Origin of the sequence: Quyinboa sediminis, assembly GCF_042219855.1 — a bacterium.
GTDB lineage: Bacteria > Bacteroidota > Bacteroidia > Bacteroidales > UBA5342 > JBHJHP01.
The window spans coordinates 110,024-130,273 of sequence record NZ_JBHJHP010000008.1 but is presented as its reverse complement, the minus strand read 5'-3'; the positions used below and the strand labels follow the sequence as shown (position 1 = coordinate 130,273).

10 protein-coding genes are annotated in these 20,250 nt (G+C 40.0%); 5 read left to right on the top strand and 5 right to left on the bottom strand.

The window, feature by feature from the left end:
* Positions 1 to 15 precede the first annotated feature (15 nt).
* Positions 16 to 879 (top strand): lipoate--protein ligase family protein, encoded by an 864-nt coding sequence (locus ACE1EF_RS17145; RefSeq protein ID WP_375721922.1) that lies wholly within the window; start codon positions 16 to 18, stop codon positions 877 to 879.
* Here the strand turns inward: ACE1EF_RS17145 and ACE1EF_RS17140 are convergent.
* Positions 876 to 3,368, bottom strand: a complete 2,493-nt coding sequence (locus tag ACE1EF_RS17140; RefSeq protein ID WP_375721921.1) for a helix-turn-helix domain-containing protein — start codon at positions 3,366 to 3,368, stop codon at positions 876 to 878. The two genes, ACE1EF_RS17145 and ACE1EF_RS17140, sit on opposite strands and share 4 nt — an antisense overlap.
* 230 nt (positions 3,369 to 3,598) lie before the next feature.
* Between ACE1EF_RS17140 and ACE1EF_RS17135 the strand changes: the two genes are divergently transcribed.
* Together ACE1EF_RS17135 and ACE1EF_RS17130 are read left to right on the top strand one after the other, a co-directional pair.
* On the top strand, positions 3,599 to 6,586 hold the full coding sequence (locus tag ACE1EF_RS17135) for a T9SS type A sorting domain-containing protein (RefSeq protein WP_375721920.1): 2,988 nt from the start codon (positions 3,599 to 3,601) through the stop codon (positions 6,584 to 6,586).
* Positions 6,587 to 6,633: 47 nt separating this feature from the next.
* On the top strand, positions 6,634 to 8,436 hold the full coding sequence (locus ACE1EF_RS17130; protein WP_375721919.1) for a BspA family leucine-rich repeat surface protein: 1,803 nt from the start codon (positions 6,634 to 6,636) through the stop codon (positions 8,434 to 8,436).
* Between the two features lie 331 nt (positions 8,437 to 8,767).
* On the opposite strand, the gene ACE1EF_RS17125 is transcribed toward ACE1EF_RS17130, so the two are convergent.
* Complete coding sequence (locus ACE1EF_RS17125; RefSeq protein ID WP_375721918.1) at positions 8,768 to 11,278, bottom strand: helix-turn-helix domain-containing protein; 2,511 nt, start codon at positions 11,276 to 11,278, stop codon at positions 8,768 to 8,770.
* Between the two features lie 190 nt (positions 11,279 to 11,468).
* On the opposite strand from ACE1EF_RS17125, the gene ACE1EF_RS17120 reads away from it, so the two are divergent.
* Together ACE1EF_RS17120 and ACE1EF_RS17115 are read left to right on the top strand one after the other, a co-directional pair.
* Entirely contained in the window at positions 11,469 to 13,241 is a 1,773-nt protein-coding gene (locus ACE1EF_RS17120) for a T9SS type A sorting domain-containing protein (RefSeq protein ID WP_375721917.1), read from the top strand.
* A 75-nt stretch (positions 13,242 to 13,316) separates the two neighbouring features.
* The gene (locus ACE1EF_RS17115) at positions 13,317 to 16,238 is read left to right on the top strand and encodes a T9SS type A sorting domain-containing protein (RefSeq protein WP_375721916.1); all 2,922 of its coding nucleotides are present in this window, start codon (positions 13,317 to 13,319) and stop codon (positions 16,236 to 16,238) included.
* Between the two features lie 65 nt (positions 16,239 to 16,303).
* Here the strand turns inward: ACE1EF_RS17115 and ACE1EF_RS17110 are convergent, their stop codons facing one another.
* The 3 genes from ACE1EF_RS17110 to ACE1EF_RS17100 form a co-directional block, all read right to left on the bottom strand.
* Positions 16,304 to 17,359, bottom strand: coding sequence for an AAA family ATPase (locus ACE1EF_RS17110; protein ID WP_375721915.1), 1,056 nt, complete (start codon positions 17,357 to 17,359; stop codon positions 16,304 to 16,306).
* Between the two features lie 226 nt (positions 17,360 to 17,585).
* Complete coding sequence (locus tag ACE1EF_RS17105; protein ID WP_375721914.1) at positions 17,586 to 19,358, bottom strand: TolB-like translocation protein; 1,773 nt, start codon at positions 19,356 to 19,358, stop codon at positions 17,586 to 17,588.
* Entirely contained in the window at positions 19,355 to 20,248 is an 894-nt protein-coding gene (locus ACE1EF_RS17100) for a PorP/SprF family type IX secretion system membrane protein (RefSeq protein WP_375721913.1), read from the bottom strand. Before ACE1EF_RS17100 ends, ACE1EF_RS17105 begins: the two co-directional genes overlap by 4 nt.
* Between the last annotated feature and the right edge of the window lie 2 nt (positions 20,249 to 20,250).

Below are 20,250 nucleotides of genomic sequence, written 5' to 3'. Positions count from 1 at the left end.
AAACTGTAAAATTCCATGCGACTAATTGTTTCCCCGTTTTGCGATGCGGCAGTGAACCTGGCGCTTGAAGAGGTTTATTTTAAGCATTCCGAAGACAATCTTTGTTTCATTTACCGGAACAATGCATCAGTCATCGTGGGAAAACATCAGAATATTTTTAAAGAAGTAAACCTTCCGTACTGTATTAATAAAAATATTGCTTATCATCGCCGTATTTCCGGTGGCGGCACGGTTTTTCATGACCTGGGGAACCTGAATATCAGTCTGCACAACACACGCAGAGAGGAGTTTAAAGTCAATTACCAGCCTTTACTGGATCTGATAATTGAGGCCGTTAAGCATTTTAATATTGATCTGCTCCAGGGTGAGAGAAACGATTTATATATTCAGGATCATAAAGTAACCGGAACAGCCTGTCATGTCGTCCGGGACCGAACCATTCACCATGGCACCTTGCTGTATAATGCCAATAAAGAACTGTTGCATGAATGTCTGCATCAACCGTTAAAAATATCCGGACGTGGCGTTGACAGTGTGCGCAGCAATATCACCAACCTAAAAGAACATTTAAGCCAACCGCTTTCTGAAGAGGAATTTTTCTCTCAGTTCATTGTTCATCTCTCAGACATTCTGGACGCCTACATTGATTATCCAACCGATCAGGAACTGGAAACAGCCATTCAGCTCCGCGACAACAAATACACCCTCGATTCATGGAACCTCGATTATTCACCACCATTTAAGGCTGAAATGAAAATTGAAGGTAGAGATTGTATCGTGGAAGTTGAAAAAGGGAAGATAATGCATGTAGATGATGAAGACATTTCAAAAAAGTTTTCCGGAAAAAAATTCAAGGAACTGCTTCTATCTTTAATCTAATCCTTCTCAAAATCCAGGGCATAAGTGATCCCTTCATCCAGGGACATTTTACGACCTTCCTCCTCGTATTTATGGGTAAATTCTTCACCCAGTTTTTTGCGAGTATCAACTGCATGTTTTTGCACCTGTTCCTGCCAGAATACCATGGGCAAATTTTCAGGCGACAGAGCTCCCTCCTTTTGTGATGCTTTGTTGACAACCTCGAATAAGCGCAGTGCTTTCTCATAACGGCCCTGTCCGGCAACAGCCATGGCTAAACCATATAAATCAGTACACTGTAATAAAAAATCGCCATATTGCGATGCCAATTCAATTCCCCTGCCATACTCCTTCTCAGCTTCACCATACTTTTCCTGCATCAATGAGCAATCCCCCAGATGATGATGCCCTGCAAGTATCACATATAAGTTACCTAGTTTCTCACCTTCAACTTGGAGCTCTTTTGCCAATAACCTGGCTTTCGAAAATTTTTTTACATTTACGTACCCCTGAGAAACAGCTATTAAACAATTTAATATCACTCCATTATTTTTTTCCTCCTGTGCAATCCGATACGCTTTATTGGCAAAGACAATACCTTCTTTATCCATTCTAAAACCATAATAAGCCAGAGCCAGGTTATAATAAGCCATTGCCTCTTCACTTCTGTTTTTTAACTGATGCCATAAAGCACTCCCTTTTTTCATAAAGTCAACCGCTCTTTCAAAGTCAGGGCTGATCTGCACAAGCAAATAACCATAATTGGCAAATATCCTGGCACTGTCTTCTTTAGAGGCCAGATATTGTCTTATTATATTTTCATACACCCTTTTTGCAAGGTTAATATTCTTGGTTCTCATCCAGAACCAGGTGAGCGCACCAGCCAGTTTTATGAAGTTCTTTTCATTATTTTTCTCCAGCCAGTTCAACGCGGTCAGTATATTGTTGTGCTCCAGATGTAATTTTACCATCCATTCAGCCTGATCATCCAGACGTTCCCGATAAGATCTGTCCGCCAGTTTTAAATAGTATGCCGCATGTCTTTTTTGTATCTGTTGTCGTTCATGCGTTGAAAGTAATTCATCGGCATACTGACGTATTGTTTCCAGAACAGCATACCTTATGGCTTCTCCATCATTCCTGTTTGTATAAACCATGGAACGGTCTGTCAGGCTGTCTATTAAATCGGACATATAGTCTCCGGGTAACATGCGATCTTTACAGACTCCTTCGACCGCTTTCAGATCAAATGTTCCGGTAAAAACGCTCACCCGTTTAAACAGGAGTTTTTCCTCCCTGCTAAGCATATTAAAACTCCAATTTATTGTGGCATGAAGTGTTTTATGCCTGGCGACCATACCCGGATCTGGTGTAGATAATTTTAAAAAACGGCCTGATAACCGTGACAGAATATCTGCCGGATCCATATATCTCACACGACTTGCAACCAGTTCAAGAGCCAGAGGAATTCCATCCACACGTTTGCAAATATTAACGACATCTTTAATGTTTTTCCCATCCACCAAAAATCTGGCATCGCTCAACACTGCCCTATCTGTAAACAACTGCACTGCTTCAGATTTTTTCGCCTTTGCCAGATCAGCCATACCACCTGATTCAACCATACCCAATGACGGAATCCGCCATACCATTTCTCCCTTTACATGCAATACTATCCTGCTCGTTATGAGCAAGGTAAGGCCGGGAACAGATCGGATCAACATTCCAGCCACCTCGGCACATGTATCCAACAGATGCTCACAATTATCTAGAATAAGCAAAAGTCTATATCCCTTCAGTTTCTGAATAAGACTATCTGTAAGATCCTTTCCGGGAACTTCGGAAATATTTAAAGTGCCTGAAATTGCATTTATCACCAGATTTTCATCAGTAAGAGCCGAAAGGTCCACAAACCAGATCCCGTCTTTATAATCTGCATTAATATACTTAACAATTTCACAGGCCAGACGTGTTTTACCACACCCCCCGGAACCAACCAGAGACACCATGCGATAGGATCTTAACAATTCTAACACAGCATCAATCTCTTTTTGCCTCCCAATAAAAGTGGTATTCCATAAGGGCAAATTATGTAAGTCGGCATTCACTTTTGATCTATCAGATTGCGGCTCTTCTCTTTTTATAACTGTTCTTAATCCGCCCGGTGGAATACCATCTCTCCTTACCTGCCTGGGGGAATATCCGAAATGATCCCTGAAACATTTGTCGAAATACGTTACATTGTTAAACCCGCAACTGAGGGCGATGTCAATGATATTATCCGACGAATCCTGCAGTAAATGCAAGGCTGAATTTAATTTGATCCTGTTGATAAAACAACTTACAGATACGCCTATGTGGTTTTTAAACTTCCGGTGCAATGAGGAATAACTCATATCCAGCCTGGCAGCCAGATCTGTGACACTGAACTGTTCATCATTCAGATTATCCAGTATGACTTGTTCTGCTCTGGATTGAAGTTCAGAAGATTTAATGGCATTAAAATCCATTTTGTGGGTTTTGGGGTCTGTAAATCATTAATTTATCACACATAAATTTACGTATTTTTTGTAAAAATCCGAAGTAAATCCGAAATGAAACATAATTGCAAAAAGTTGGAAATATAGTGTAAGAATTTGGTAGTAAAAGTCCATAACTTGCTGTATAAAGATATGCTCCAGCCATTCTTAACAGATGGGTACTTTTTAGTTTTAAAACGATAACCTCAAAACACGCCATTATGATACGTCTTTTTACTCTACTGGTAAGTATTTTCACATTATCATTTCTTACCACCGCAACAATCATTCAGGTTCCGAATGATCAGGTCACCATACAACAGGGCATTAATGCTGCCTCAACCGGCGATACTGTCATTGTTGCCGAAGGAACCTGGTACGAAAACATCAACTACAATGGCAAAGCCATTACCGTGGCCAGCCGGTTTATACTGGATGATGATACCTCACATATTTCAAAAACCATTATAGACGGGAGCCAGCCATCACATCCTGATTCTGCTTCAGTGGTAAGGATGTTATCCGGAGAAGATACTACTTCAGTACTATGCGGTTTTACCATTACGGGTGGGAAAGGTACATATGTGTCAATGGAAGGTACATTATTTCTTGTTGGTGGAGGAATTTGTACTTTAGGTTCTGGAGGTAAAATTGAAAATAACATCATACGTCAAAACAATTTGCCAAATCCTACAAAATCCACACATGCATGGGGTTTTGGATTATCTGCAATGGTTGAAAATCATCATCTCATTATCAGAAACAATGTTTTCAGAGAGCATACTTTTAATGGTGTCAAAAGAGCAATGGGAGGAGGTATGTGTATTGGTGGTGGAAGTATCCTGATCGAAGGGAATACTATAATGGAAAACTCTATTACCTCTGGTACTGAGTCCGTTGCAGGAGGGATAGGCTACTGGTTTAACAAAGTACCTGATGGAGTAATTCATGAGGTAATCATCCGCAATAACCTGATAAAGAATAACACACTAAAAGCAAGCAACTTAAATCTAGAGGGAGCAGGCATTTTCGTCAGAGGTAATCATTCGGATAAGCACTTGCATATATATAATAATGTGATTTCCGGAAACCGTGCTGTCAATAAACTGGAAGGCGGTATTACCTTGTGGGAAATAGACAATGCGATGATATACAATAATACCATAGTTAATAACACAGGATTATCCGGGGGAAATCAAATCGCATTGCGTATGAGCTCAAATGCAACCATTTTCAATAACATCCTCTGGTCAAATATAGGATCAGCTAAGGAAATTATAGTAGAAAACGGCAGCAGTGCTAAAGCCCAGTTCAACTGTATCCGGAAAGGTTGGACTGGTGAAGGCAATATCGATGCAGATCCTTTGCTTGATTACGCAACCTATGAATTATTAGAGGGAAGTCCTTGTATTGGACTTGGTGCTTATTCAATTAATGTAGAAAATGTATGGTATCCGGCACCTGATTTTGACTTTTTGAATTTAAAAAGACCAAATGCAGCAGACCACTGGACCGATATAGGTGCTATTGAATCTGAGTTTGCCCGGGCGGATGATCCTACGCTTATTAAAGTTCCTGAAGAAATTGCAACTATTCAATCAGCCATTGATGCAGCAACAAACGGCGACACGGTACTGGTGGCCGAAGGAACTTTCTATGAAAACATTAACTACAATGGCAAAGCCATTACCGTGGCCAGCCGGTTTATTTTGGATGGAGATACATCTCATATTTCCAAAACCATTATAGACGGTAGTCAGTATACTAAAACAACAAAAGCTTCGGTGGTTACCATTAAAAATGTACCCAACAGCAATGCGGTATTAACCGGCCTTACCATTACCGGAGGAGCAGGATCAATAATTTCTATTAATGATAACAATCTGTACGCAGGAGGTGGTATACTGATTGAAAATAACGGGGCCAGGATAGAATCCAACATTATACACAATAATATATTAAAAAACTTTGACTGTGCTGCATCAGGAATCTGTGCTAAATTAAGTAAGAACGACACTTTATATATCAGTCATAATACAATTAAAGACAATTCGGTAATTTCCAACAATATGCCGGCCGGCACAATTGTATTAGTCGCTGCCAGAAATTCAACCGTCAGAATTTTTAACAATACTGTATCATATAATAAAACTACTTCCCCCTCAAGATACAAAGCAGTAGCCGGAGGATTATATATACAAATGGAATATTCCTATGGTGCTGATATCAGGGTATATAACAATGTAATTGATCATAACGAACTACATTGTCAGTCCAGCATGGGTGGTGGCATATATGTTGTATATGGTACGAATGCCCCCACCCCGGTCTCTCCAACACAGCTTAGAATTTATAATAACCTGATCACACATAACTATTCACAGGATAAAGGAGGTGGTGTTGCCATCTGGAATATGGCAAAACATAAATACACCGCACTAAAATACCCACCTGATCCTGTTCTGGCCAATAACACATTTTCAGGAAATATAGCCTCTGATGGTTCAGGAATCTTTAACTATGATGCCATATCAGTGCTGATCAATAATATTTTCTGGGATAGTATTTCTGAAACCTGCCGGGAAATATTCCAGGACAGCATACATTATTGTTTTCCAACAGGAGCTAGTTGGTGTACCGATGTCAACCGGGGTAAACTTCATTTATATAACAATGCCATTAAAGGTGGCTGGCAGTCCGGCCAGGAAGAAGCATGGGAAGGCACATGGCTGGGTGAGAATAACCTGGATACAGATCCTTTGCTAGATACGGCAACTTTTGAGTTATCGGATAACAGTCCATGCATAGGGAAAGGGATCGATTCTGTGGAGATTGCTGGTTCATGGTTTTATGCACCTGGATCTGACTTCAGGGATTCATCCATGCGTCCGAATCCTGCCAATACTAGTCCGGATATAGGCGCCAGGGAATCGAACTTAAAGTGGCCGGTTTCCATTCCCAAAACTGAGCACCACATAAAGCGATTCAGAATCTCACCCAATCCATCGTCAGATATCATAAAAATTAAAGTTTCTGAGGTTGACCATTTCAAGTTACGAATCATAGCATTAAACGGTCAAACCGTATTTGAAACCGATATGAACGAACCGGAAAAACAAATTGATGTGTATGATTTGAAAGCGGGATTGTATTTGATCAGGATTAGTTCGGAAGATATAGTCGTTACAGAGAAGTTGATTAAACTTTGAATGGAATAATATTAAACATTATGTAAAGCATTTAAAACTCATACCCCATGAAAACGCAAATTACATTAATTCTTGTTTGCATCTGGACCTTTGGTCTGATGTACGGGCAGGGTAATACAACAAAACATACGGGCACACTACAAAGCAGTACAGAAGAACCATATTTTTATTTAGATGAAAATGGCATAACCATTAAATGCGAAAACTGCCAGCCCGGCGATACGGGCACGGTTAACGGCATAAGGTATGAAGCCGTGGACAGAGAACTCCTGGAACAACGAAGAGATGAAGGGGCAGATTTAACTATTCTTTGTACCTCACCGGTGACAAAAATGGACAGTTTATTTTATAAGATACAAGGTTTTAAACAAAATATTGGTTCCTGGGATGTAAGCCAGGTTACTGATATGAGTGAGATGTTTCATTATGCAATGGCGTTTAACCAGGATATAGGGGCATGGGATGTGAGCAATGTAACGGATATGAGTGGGATGTTTAATGATGCAGATAAGTTTAACCAGGATATCGGATCATGGGATGTAAGTAATGTAACCAACATGTCAAATATGTTCTTTCTTGCATACTCATTCAATAATGATATTAGTTACTGGGATGTGAGTCAGGTAACGAATATGAGTTCTATGTTTCTTGGAGCTTCGAATTTCAATCAGGATATTGGGAAATGGAATGTTAGCAAAGTGAAAAATATGCATGCAATGTTTAAGGGTCTTATTCTCCCATTAAATGTAGTTCGATATTCACAGTTTAACCAAAATATAAGTGGTTGGGATGTGAGTCAGGTTACAGATATGTCTTATATGTTTTGCACGACTAAATTTAATCAGGATATCGGAAATTGGAATGTCAGCAAAGTAAACAACATGAGTTCCATGTTTTATGGAGCTTCGGATTTCAATCAGGATATTGGAGAATGGGATGTGAGCAATGTGACCGATATGTCAGGAATGTTCATGGGAGATAAATTGGAATTTTCAGCTCCTATTGTTACTCAATTTAACCATAATATTGGGAATTGGGATGTGAGTAAGGTGACAAATACGAGAGGGATGTTTGCTTGTTCGGAATTTAACCAACCTATCGGCAACTGGAATGTGAGTAACGTAACAGATATGAGTGGGATGTTTGAGTGTTCGGAATTTAACCATCCTATCGGGAAATGGGATGTGAGTAACGTAAAAAGTATGTATAGAATGTTTTCAGAGGCTATTAAATTCAACCAGGATATAGGGGCCTGGGATGTGAGTAACGTAACTAATATGAGTATTATGTTTTGCCTATCACACTCATTTGATCAGGACATTGGCTCATGGAACGTAGGTAATGTTACTGACATGTCATTAATGTTTTATTATGCTGATAGTTTTAATCAGGATATTTGGAACTGGGACGTAGGTAGCGTGAAATTTATGAGCGGAATGTTTTACAATGCACAAATGTTTAATCAGGATCTTTCCTGTTGGTGCGTAGAGAATATAAACGATATACCCGACCAATTTGCAGCAGGTTGCCCTTTAGAATTTAAACAAGATTCGTTACCGGTATGGGGAACCTGCCCTACTGATTGTATTGATGGTTTTACTGAAAATATTTATCCAGAAGAATTGTTTTCAATTTATCCCAATCCTGTTTTTGGCAATCTAAGGATTGAAACATCAAATCTTAATCAGTACAGCATTGAGATCATATCCATAAACGGAAAAACCGTACTTGAAACCAGCATGACCAAGCTGGAAAAACAAATTGACGTATCCGCTTTGAAAGCGGGATTGTATCTGATCAGGATTAGTTCAGAAGATATGGTTGTTACAGAGAAGCTGATTAAACTCTGATGATTACAAATAGTTAGAATGGGAAGGCACAGGCTTTGGTCTGTGCTTTTCTGTTAATCATCGTATTTTATTGAAAATCAAACACATGACCAACTCTAGATTACAATGAATCTGCACGTTTCATAGTAACTGGTCTATACTGATACTTCGATCAGGACAAGGAGGGTATTCCAGACTGATTCAGGTGGAGAACACAAGAGGGGTCAGATGACCAGCCTTAAAAACATTAAAAAGCCGCCAAACTTTAACCAGTTTTTTTTCATGAAATTAAACGCAGCAGCGCTGTTTAGAACAATAGAGGTCGGTACACACCCTTTATGCAATCTGCAATTTAATCCTTCTCAAAATCCAGGGCATAGCTTATTGCATCTTCCAGTTCCATGGCAGCACCTTCAGCTTCATATTTTTGAGAAAGTTCTTCGCCAAGTTTTTCACGTGCCCCATTTATGTGTGTTTTGATCAGTTCCTGCCAGAACTGATACGGTAAATTTTCCAGAGACTGAGAACCGGCTTTTTTTGCCTGTACATTTGAAACGCCTGTTAATATCAGTGCTTTTCGATAATGCCCCATACTGGATACTGCAATGGCAATGCCAAGGATCTCGGTCAAAATATACACCATATCGCCATATACGGCTATGGCTTTCAATCCTAATCCATATTCTTTTTCTGCATCATGAAATCTGCCTTCTATGGCAGCACAGTCGCCTGCATTATGGTGCCCGCCAAATTTTGCATTGGGATTATCCAGCTCATCTGCTAACTTCAGCTGCTCGTTAATGACTGGCCTGGCTTCCACTGTTTTTTTAAGATTGACCAATGCCTGCGATAACATTCTAAGGCAAAATAATAAGGCACCTTTTTCACCCGCTTCTTTAGCAATCTCAACAGCATCCTTTGCCAGGGATAGTCCCTTTTCCAGATCTCCGAACAGTCCGATGCTTGCTGCAAATGTTGAAGTTGCAACCGCTTCTTCCCTCCTGTCACCCAAGCGTCGCCAGATCAACATCGCCTGTCTGAAATTATCAATAAACGTATCCTTAAAAGCAGGATCAAAATTGCCGTAGTTTGCCCAACTGAATCCTGATAACACTCTTGCCTTTGTGGCTGACTTTAACCTTCTTTCATCAATAAGTCCACCGAGTATTTTACGGGCCAGGTTGTTGCGTCCGGTCCTTGCCCAGAACCATCCTAACAGCCCGGACAAATAACGATATACCGACCTTTTATTTTTCTCTGCCCAGAAAAGCGCTGAAAGCATGTTTTCATAGTCCAGGCTAATTTTATTTAACCAAACGTTTTGGGCGCTCATCCGCTCTTCGAAGCCGCTTTCAGCAACACCCACAAAGTAATCCAGATGCTTCTTTCGTAATGCTTGTTCGTCCTTCACAGGCAAATGCTCAAGGCCATACTGCCTGATGGTCTCAAGCATAACATAGCGGATTGGCTGTCCCGAATGCCTTATTGTATTAACCATGGATCGATCTACCAGATTTGATAAAAGATCCAGAATATATTCTTCAGGGAAAGATGCATCGCTGCAAACCTTTTCAACAGCCTCCAGATCAAATCCACCTGAAAACACACCCAATCTCCTGAAGAGCAGTTTTTCTTCATGAGTTAACAGTTCATAACTCCAGTTAATAGCAGCATTTAAAGTTTTATGCCGGTTTACCGTGCCCGGATCAGTTGATGCCAGCCTCGTGAATGCACCGGACAACCGTCGGAGTATAAGTGGCGGTTCCATATACCGTATGCGACTCGCCACCAGTTCAAGCGCCAGCGGTATCCCGTCTAATTGTTTACAGATCATTGCGGTCTCTTTACTGTTCTCATGATCCAGTTTAAACCGCGGATCTGAAAGTTTTGCCCTGTCCACAAACAGGTGTATCGCATCAGACTGTAAGGCCTGTTCAGGGCCGGCAACCTTATCCGGATCAACCAGACTCAGTGAAGGAATCCGCCATACTTTTTCCCCGTAAACATTTAAAGCAACCCTGCTGGTAATTAACAGTGTAAGTCCAGGCACTGAGCGAATGAGCGTGCCTGCCACCCGGGCACAGGATTTTGCAAGGTGTTCACAGTTATCCAGGATGAGTAATAAGCGCCATTCCCGTAATCTTTGAATCAGCAGTTCTGTAAGATCCTTCCCCTTTCCCTCTTTAATGTGAAATGCTTCCGCTATTGTCTGCACAACACGCTTATCATCACTTATGCCCGAAAAATCAACAAACCATATTCCATCTTTAAATTGATGATCCAAATACTGAACAGCTTCACACGCCAGGCGCGTTTTACCACATCCACCTGATCCGACCAACGAAATGATACGATACGACTGCAACAGGTCCAGTATCATCTTTAATTCCTGTTCCCGGCCAATAAACGAAGTAGCCGGCACCGGGATGTGATGGACATTTTGTGGTTGAAGCCGATGCTGTTCGTCCGGTTCATTCTGACCTGATACCGGTTTTAACTGACTATGGACGTAAGGTACCCCCAAAACCTCTTTTCTGATCTGCCTCGGGGAATAACCAAAATATTTTCTGAAACAGTGATCAAAATAAGCCACACTACGGAAGCCGCACTCCAGGGCTATTTCTGTTATGTTCATCGGGGAATCCTCAAGCAGCTTAAACGCCATATCCAGTTTGACCCTACAGATATATGCTGATGCAGATAAACCGGATGTTGCTTTTAATTTTCGGTGTAATCCTGATCTGCTGACCCCTAATGCTTTAGCCAGGGTGGATACATCAAACATGTCATTGTCCAGGTTTAGTTCAATGATTTCCCTGACACGAGCCAAAAATACTGATGTTTGTGCCTGAATAAAATTCATGCAGATGACAGTTGGTTAATCAAAATCCAGTTCATCCAAGACGCATTTCACCAATCCTTCAAAATACTCATTTAGAGACACTTTACACCTTAAACGAATATGACACAATTTAGCAATTTTTTGGCACATATGTTAAAGATTTTGCACATAAAATGCCCTAACTTGAATGTCAACCAAAAATTTACCAATCATGAAATTAAAGCTTTTCACATTCGTATTAAGTATGGTTTGTCTGAGTCTTCAGACATCCGCACAGGTCATTCATGTACCTGCAGAACAAGCTACGATCCAGGCCGCCATCAACGCTGCCAGCGAAGGCGACACCGTTCTGGTTGCCGAAGGAACCTACTACGAAAACCTTGTTATTACAGGGAAAGCTATTACACTTGCCAGTGAATTTATTCTTGATGGGAAGTCAACTCACATTTCAAAAACAATTATTGATGGAAGTCAACCCGTAAATCCGGCAGTGGGCTCTGTTGTCTTTTTGACCGGTATTCCAAACAGCAATACCACTTTAAAGGGATTTACTTTAACAGGAGGTTCTGGCTCATATGTAGATCTTTTAGGGGCTTATGTTGGTGGAGCGGTCCTGCTTTTTAACAATGGTGCCGTTATTGAGAATAATATTGTAACTGATAACAGTATTGTACAAAATAATGCAACTTTTCCTGGCATTGGTGGCGCCTTTTTAAGTAGCAATACAATAATAATCAGGCATAATAAAATTTTAAGAAATTCTACTATTACCTCTGATATAACTTCGGGAGGAGGCATAGGACTTCTAATTGCGTCCCAAGGTGTTACCGTTCGAATTAATCATAATATCATCTCGGACAACTCGCTTACCTGCACCGAAGGCTACAGCACTTTGGGAGGAGGCATAGAAATTGAAACCGCACACGGTTTCGGTCCTGATATCCAGATAAACAATAACACCATTACAGGAAATGCATTGCATAGTGAAACGAGTATGGGAGGAGGCATGTATATTGAGTTTTGGGAGAATGTACCACCAGATAACAGCACCTTAAAGGTTCAGGTTTTCAATAACATCATAACCAATAATTATGCGCAGGATAAAGGTGGAGGTCTTGCCTTTTTCAGCATGGGAGGAATAACTCAACCTGCTTTTACCTATCCCATTGTTCCACTGGTAATGAATAACACGCTACTTGATAATGAAGCCTCCGATGGAGCGGGTGTCTTTACTTATGATTTAAACTTATTATTACTGAATAATATTTTATGGGATGAAACAGATGGTGAGAACTGTCGTGAAATTTTCCAGGATTATTTGCCTGACGTTCATTTCAGATCGGATTTAACATGGTTTGCCGATAATAATGATGGTAACCTTTATGCATTCAATAACTGTATAAAAGGAGGCGAGGCTGAACTGCAAGGAGCATGGTTTGGTGAAAATAATATTGAAGCCTATCCAAAGGTAAATCCTGCACTGTTTAAGCCTCTCCCAAAAAGTCCGTGTTTAGGAACAGGCGCAGAATCTGTCCAGATTGATGGTGAGTTGTACACGGCACCTGCCTTCGATTTTTATGATAATCCGAGACCGGATGCAGAAACGGGCCTTGTTGATATGGGAGCAGTTATGTCTGATAATCTGAGACGGACTGGCCAACGGAACCAGTATGGATGGCAAGCCACAAAAGAGAGTAAATTAAAATCAGCAACATTAGAACACAGTTCGATAAGTGTTGATGAAACACCGTGCTCAATTAGCATCTATCCAAACCCCATCACAAAAACAGCAAGGGTAAGTTTAAGCAATCATGCTTTGATCACCGGCATTGAGATAATCGATGTAACAGGTAAGCTTGTACAGCAAAGAAAAAACCTACAGAACACCACCATAATGCTTAACCGAAATGAATTAAGTAATGGCATATACCTGTTACGTATTCATGCAGACAGGACTTACTTAAAAAAGGTCATCCTTCAATAACAAAGGTTTTGTACGCATTTCCCGGCTCATACTACCCGGGAAATGCTTTTTATGCTCACTTAAAATCTGTAAATTATGAAACGATATTACACCATTTTTTCATGCATCATTTTCTTATGCACCTTTTCTTATGGTACAGTGATAAACGTGCCTGCCGACTCATCTACAATACAAGCTGCTATCAATGGCGCCATTGAAGGCGATACCATCCTTGTAGACGAAGGAACTTATTACGAAAACATCAATTACAACGGCAAAGCCATTACCGTAGCCAGCCATTTTATTATGGATGGCGATACCTCGCATATTTCTAAAACCATTATTGATGGTAGCCAGCCATCCCATCCTGATTCTGCCTCTGTAGTCAGACTCATGGCCGATCAGGATACGACTTCAGTACTATGTGGTTTTACCATTACCGGGGGAAAAGGAATGAGGTATAATAACCAGGGAACCTATGTTATGGCCGGTGGTGGAATTGTAATATTCCAAGGAGCTAAAATTGAAAATAACATTATTCACGGGAATAAAGTTATTTCGGATGATTTATTGTCCATAGGTGGTGGAATAGTTGCAAAATCTGAAGGAAATGATGTTGTAATAAGAAATAATATTATCAGGGATAATGTTTGTACAACCGGCGGACAAGCCCAGGGAGGTGGTATTAATTTAATTGGAGACAATAATAAATTTATAGTTGAAAACAATACCATTAAAAATAACAAAACTCAGTGTACTGATCCAAGCACAAACAATTATTTATCAGCGGGAGCCGGACTGCTTTATGTGAGTAGTGATCCCAAAAATTGTACCTTAATTTTTAAAGGCAACAAAATATTAGGAAATACAAGCACCGGAAACTTGTCTTGGGGCGGTGGTATATATCTAGAATTCCTTCAATTTACAGCTACACAAAATGGATTACTACCAAAAGTAGAAATAACAAACAACATTATTGCAAATAATAGCGCCGGGAAACAAGGAGGTGGAATATGGTTGCGAGATAATAAAAACAATTACTACCATTCAAAAAATCCTATGCCATTAATAGTTAACAATACCATAACTGACAACGCTGCACCATCAGGTAAAGAAATTTACAACAGCGGTTTGAATGTTTTATTATTGAATAACATTATCTGGAATGATTACACGCCGCTATATGCTACTAATAATGGATCTTACAAAGCATATTACAATGATATAAAAGGAGGATATCATAGTGATTTTTGGAATATTGATGCTGACCCAATGCTCAATCCCGAAACCTTTGAATTGCTGGAAGGAAGTCCCTGCATTGGCAAAGGGGCATACTCGGTTAATGTGGATAATGCATGGTATCCAGCACCTGATCTCGATTATTTCGATTTACAAAGGCCAAATACTGTGGACGGCTGGACGGATATAGGTGCCATAGAATCTGAATTTGCCCGTCCCGATGATCCTACATTAATTAAAGTACCAACCGAAATTGCCACCATCCAGGCCGCCATCAATGCCTCGAATGAAGGTGACACCGTTCTGGTTGCCGAAGGCACCTACTTCGAAAACATAGATTATAAAGGCAAAGCCATTACCGTGGCTAGTCAGTTTATTGAAGATGGTGATACATCTCATATATCTAAAACCATTATTGATGGGAGTCAACCGTCACACCCTGATACAGCATCGGTTGTCAGGTTTTTAGCTGATGAGGATACGACCTCTGTCTTAAACGGATTTACAATAACCGGAGGAAAGGGAATACGATATTATGCCAACGGTTCTTATTTCAGGGCTGGTGGCGGTATCTTCAGTATACACGGTGCAAAGATTATAAACAACATTATCTCCAATAACGAATTGACCGTTGGATCCATTTCCACATTTGGTGCCGGAATTGCATGTAATTCAAGCTATGGGAACCTGATTATAAGAAACAATCTTATAAAAGAAAATAAGTCAAATACTGGCTTATATAGTCAGGGAGGTGGAATAGGCATTCATGGAACCGGTTATTTCTATTTGATTGAAAACAATTCCATCATCAATAATTCAGCAATGTCTACTGCAAACAGCACAACAGCAGGTGGTGGTATTTTTTGTTCTTCAGTAAATCCTAAGAACGCCATTCTGATTCTTAGAAACAACAAAATTATTGATAATGAAACAACCGGTACAAATTCTTCCGGGGGAGGACTGTTTTATTTAATTAATCCATTTACAGAAGCACAAAATGGACTGGTTCCAAACGCTGAAATCTACAATAATATCGTTTCAGGAAACAAGGCATTGCGGCGTGGTGGAGGTTTTCTGTTTATTGATACAAATAGTGCATATTCCGATCTCGCTGAACCAGCAATAAAGGTCATCAACAACACTATAGTCAATAATACTGCACCGGCAGGAAGAGAAATTTACAACGAGGCGTTTAAAATACTGTTAGTAAATAATATCATCTGGAATGATCTCACACCTTTATTTGCTACAAATAAGGGTACTTACCAGGCCTGGAATAATTGCATTAAAGGTGGTTACCAAAGTGAATTTGGAAATATAGATACTGAGCCGTTGCTTGATTCATTAACTTTCGAATTGGGAACAGGAAGCCCCTGTATTGATGCAGGCATTGATTCTGTAGAAGTTGATGGACTATGGTATTATGCCCCACTACGTGATTTCAGGGATTCAATTCGTCCAAAACCGGTAAATACCAATCCTGACATTGGCGCCTTAGAGTCCTCAAGGCCCTGGGATGTTGGCATCCGGCAAACAAGGCTTCTTGATGAGTTTGTTTTGATCTATCCAAATCCTGCGTCAGATATATTACAAATTGAAGTTTTACAAGCAGAACAATTCAACATTCAAATCATTTCCCTCAATGGCCAAACAGTCTTTGAAACCGAAATGGATGGTACAGAAAAACAAATTGACGTATCCGCTTTGAAAGCAGGATTGTATCTAATCAGGATCAGCTCGGAAGATCTGGTTGTGACAGAGAAATTAATTAAGCTCTAGGATAAAAATTAGTTGGAATGGAAAGGCGCAGGCTATGGTCTGTGCCTTTCTGTTGCACTTTTCAATTAATTAAAATAATATTTTTTAAGCCAGTTTCTGTATAATGGATCCAAAAATTCAATTTTTCTTCCAACACTATCAATTATTTCCTTGTCGTTTAGAACTTTCTTTATTTTGATTACATTAGCTGAAGTGCCCAGATTATATTTCTTTAATACTTTTTGCGAAGAGACCTGATCCTCATTATTAACCAAAGCGTTTAAAAAATTAACCTGTTTTACACTTAATTCATCTGTTAGCTGCTGAAAAAGCATGCTAAGCTGGAGAATCAAAACTTCAAATGCATCCTTTATAATTTCAGATCCACACTGTTTATCAGTTCTTAACCAGGCCTGCTGTGCTAACTGTTGGACATAATAAGAATGATTCTCACAGTATCGGGCTATTTCGCCTGCATTTTCGGTATTAATGCTTTTCCCTGTATCGTTAAACCTTTTAGTGATAAATTCCACCCATTCTTTTTCTTTGATCTTCTCCATAAAAATTATATCTCCAAATTTATAAAAGGGCATAGAAGGAGAACTAAACACTTCCATCAACATGTGTCGTTTGCTACCATATAAACAATATGATACGTTGTGATGCAATTGCCAGTGAGCCCTGAGTTTCTTCTGGAAACTAAGAGGATCATCGAATGCAGCTATATTTTGAAACTCATCCACACAAATAACTATTGATTTCTTAATTTTTATCGCAACTTTTTCAGCCAGATCCAAAATATCATCCGGTTCTTTCTTTACTTCATCCCAGTTTAATGACAATTTCAAATCCGCACCCGGGTCCGGGCTAAAACTTAAATTTGGAATAAATCTTCCCAGAAAATGTCCTGCATTTTCCAGAATTGTATCAAGCTTTGTGGCTGACACCTGTAAAACTTTTGTTGCCAACAGCTTATAAAACTCCTCTTCCGTGCGGATATTAAACAAATCTATCATGCAAACAACGATATCGTCAGACTGCTTCTGTACCTGTCCGGCAGCTTTATATACCAGGGATGACTTTCCCCATCTTCTTGGAGAAATCAGAATTGTGTTAATAGAAGATTTAAAATTAGAAATCAACCTATTAGACTCAACTACCCTGTTGGTATAATCGTCTTCACCGACTAATTTTCCAAATGTAAAGGGACCTTCATTTGTGTAATTTTTAACAAAAAAAAATTACACCATCTTACCAAAGGGTAAGTTGCCAATTAGTAAGTCACTTGAAGGTAAGTTAATTAATAGTATCCAGTTTATGACAGGATATCCGGCAATTTCTGTTGTTTCTGATATGAGAATTTACATCTTATGGTATATACAATATCCGCTGCCGGTCGTTAATTTCTTCGGTTAATCCGTTGACCTTTAAAAGCTGGCTCAGCGATACATTGTAATCCTTTGCGGTTTCCTTCAGATCATTGCCCTTCCATACCATCGTAATGTCTTTAACAGGCAGAAATATTACATCATCCGGGACCTCGAGAAACGGCTTAATCATTAATTCGGCATAGGTCATAGTAGAAGTGGATATACCAAAACGCTGCGCTACGATATCGCGGTCTTCTGATGCCTGCAGTTTATATGCCGCAAGGAATTCAGGGACTTTACGATTTTTATATAAATACACTACGCCAACATTATTCTTTCCTTTCACACCGAGATCGGATTTTACAGACTGAATGTAATCACCGGCAGCAATGACATGGACATTCTCTTCAGGAACATCATTATACTCCGTCAACTGCATTTTAAAGGTGTTCGCCTGAAAATAGGACCGCATCATATTCAAATCCTGACCACCTGGAGCAGCGGCAAAACCAATAATCATTGAACTTGATCCATCAATATCTTTCATCAGCTGGGCAATTTTTCTCACTCCGATTGCCATGGCCTCATCCAGACTGAACTTGTCAGACTGGAATTCAGGATCATCAAACTCAACCGGCAATAAAAAGGACACATCCACAATGTTATCCGTGTTCATCACCTTCTGAATAGCCCTGACGATGAGCTTATTAAGCTTTATGCTGTCTGTAAAAATATCTTCCGGTTTCTCAACAATCAGTCGTTCGCCATAGTTTACAAAAAACATTTCCTTAGCCCGTTTCCCAAGCTCTCTGTAAATTTTAATGACATCATTGGCAGGAGGTTCCAGCAAAGAATCCGGAATTTCGTTAACCAGTACCGGTTCTTCACCCAGATTGAAATGGACATTCTTGTAACTTATTCCCTTTTTGTTTTCTACAGCCATCAATGAAACCGAATCATTCTTAAAAACGATGGCTAACTCATTATCTCTTGTCTGCAGCTGTTTAGGAAAAAACAACCTTGGGGGATCATCAGTCCGGAAATTATAATAAAAGAGGTCAAAATTGCCCGGCTCTATCCTGTCGGATGAAAAAAACAGGATTGAATCGTTATAAACATATGGGTATTTCTCATCTGCCGGACTGTTGTATTTAAACGGATTGGCATGTCCTGTTTTGGAATCCCATAAATAAAGATCATAACCATTTCCTTCACCAACAAAAACCATGCGCCTGTAATCCTGAATGTAACCCGGAGAATAGACATACTCACCAAAAGAGTTTCCTTCCCATGGCCGGATAACGCGCAAGGTATTCCCCTTGAGATCGACATAATACAGCTGACTTTTTTTCAGAGAATAGCTCAGTTCAGGCATAAGTCCCGACTTTGAACCTGGCCGTAATACCAAACCTCCGTTTTGCGGTGCTGAGTTTACATCGCCTTTTAACAGTATTGTTTTATGATTCTTTTCATTTAAGAAATTCGTTACCAGCACCTGCCTGCTTTCCCTGAATTTTTCCCGGAGCATATCATTTTCTCCGGCTTCCATATCCGATTCGTCAAGTTCCGGAAGGTATTTTGCAGAATAAAACAGCGAGTCGCCATCAAGGGTCATACCCAGAAAGACATCCGTATGCAACCAGGGACAATCCGTAACTTTAACCCCTTTTACAGGGCGTAAGCCAAAGACTTCCTTAACCAGAATCGTATCTGATGCGTGCATCCCCGGAGCTGCAATAATCAGTAATATGTAAATCAGATATTTCTTCATTTTATTTCTGCAAGATTACTCTTTCTGTTTCGTTCGGGAATGGTAATATGTAATTGTATTTCATGGCTAGAGCCGGTAAAATTAGCCAGTTCCCCTACTCCCATGGCATAGCTGTATCCAATTCTGATAAAGTCAGACAGCTTTACATCAAGCATCGTAATTGCTGCGCTTTTCATCCGGTATGAAAGACCTAACCATGCAATGTCTTTAAACAGAAAAAACGCGCCCCCTTCGTAAATTGAAGAATAATTTCCTCTTGTTTTATATAAGCCGGCCAGCTTTAGCCTCCAGGCATCATCAAGCCTGAACCAATATGATACATTTGAATAAAGTGTGAGTTGGTTTGTAAGTTCAGAACCTGTTTCATTAGGTGCTATCTGATAGAATCCACTTGCCCCAAAATGCAGGCGCTGTACAAACAGGTTCACACCGGTCCCGACAATGGTAGAATTATAATTGTAAATATCACTGATCTGGTCAAGGTATGCCGTTGTTGCATTTTCAAGGTTGTAATCAATTAACTGATAACCTCCCATTATTCCAAGTGTAAGGTATGAAGAAGCCCCGATTCTTATATCTGCATCCACTGTCACCCCCCCTGTTCTCAGGTCGCGATGGCCCAACGACTCATTTGTAAATAAAGCGCCAAAACCAAGATGCTTTGATTTCAGTGGAACATGAATATTAGCCACAGCAGTAGTCGGGGATCCCGGGAATCCATTCCACTGATTGGTATAAATAATGGTACTTGTAATATTTTTTTGTATCGCATTATATCCCGGATTAATAAATTCAACCGACTTTATCAGCTGATTAAACTGCAGCTCATATTGTCCTTTTACCAGGGAAAAGGCAGATAAAAATATCAGGGTGATCAGAATCTTTCTCATGC

Coding starts and splice junctions, on each gene's coding strand:
- ACE1EF_RS17145 (WP_375721922.1), top strand. CDS start 16: ATGCGACTAATTGTTTCCCCGTTTTGCGATGCGGCAGTGAACCTGGCG.
- ACE1EF_RS17140 (WP_375721921.1), bottom strand. CDS start 3,368: ATGGATTTTAATGCCATTAAATCTTCTGAACTTCAATCCAGAGCAGAA.
- ACE1EF_RS17135 (WP_375721920.1), top strand. CDS start 3,599: ATGATACGTCTTTTTACTCTACTGGTAAGTATTTTCACATTATCATTT.
- ACE1EF_RS17130 (WP_375721919.1), top strand. CDS start 6,634: ATGAAAACGCAAATTACATTAATTCTTGTTTGCATCTGGACCTTTGGT.
- ACE1EF_RS17125 (WP_375721918.1), bottom strand. CDS start 11,278: ATGAATTTTATTCAGGCACAAACATCAGTATTTTTGGCTCGTGTCAGG.
- ACE1EF_RS17120 (WP_375721917.1), top strand. CDS start 11,469: ATGAAATTAAAGCTTTTCACATTCGTATTAAGTATGGTTTGTCTGAGT.
- ACE1EF_RS17115 (WP_375721916.1), top strand. CDS start 13,317: ATGAAACGATATTACACCATTTTTTCATGCATCATTTTCTTATGCACC.
- ACE1EF_RS17105 (WP_375721914.1), bottom strand. CDS start 19,358: ATGAAGAAATATCTGATTTACATATTACTGATTATTGCAGCTCCGGGG.
- ACE1EF_RS17100 (WP_375721913.1), bottom strand. CDS start 20,248: ATGAGAAAGATTCTGATCACCCTGATATTTTTATCTGCCTTTTCCCTG.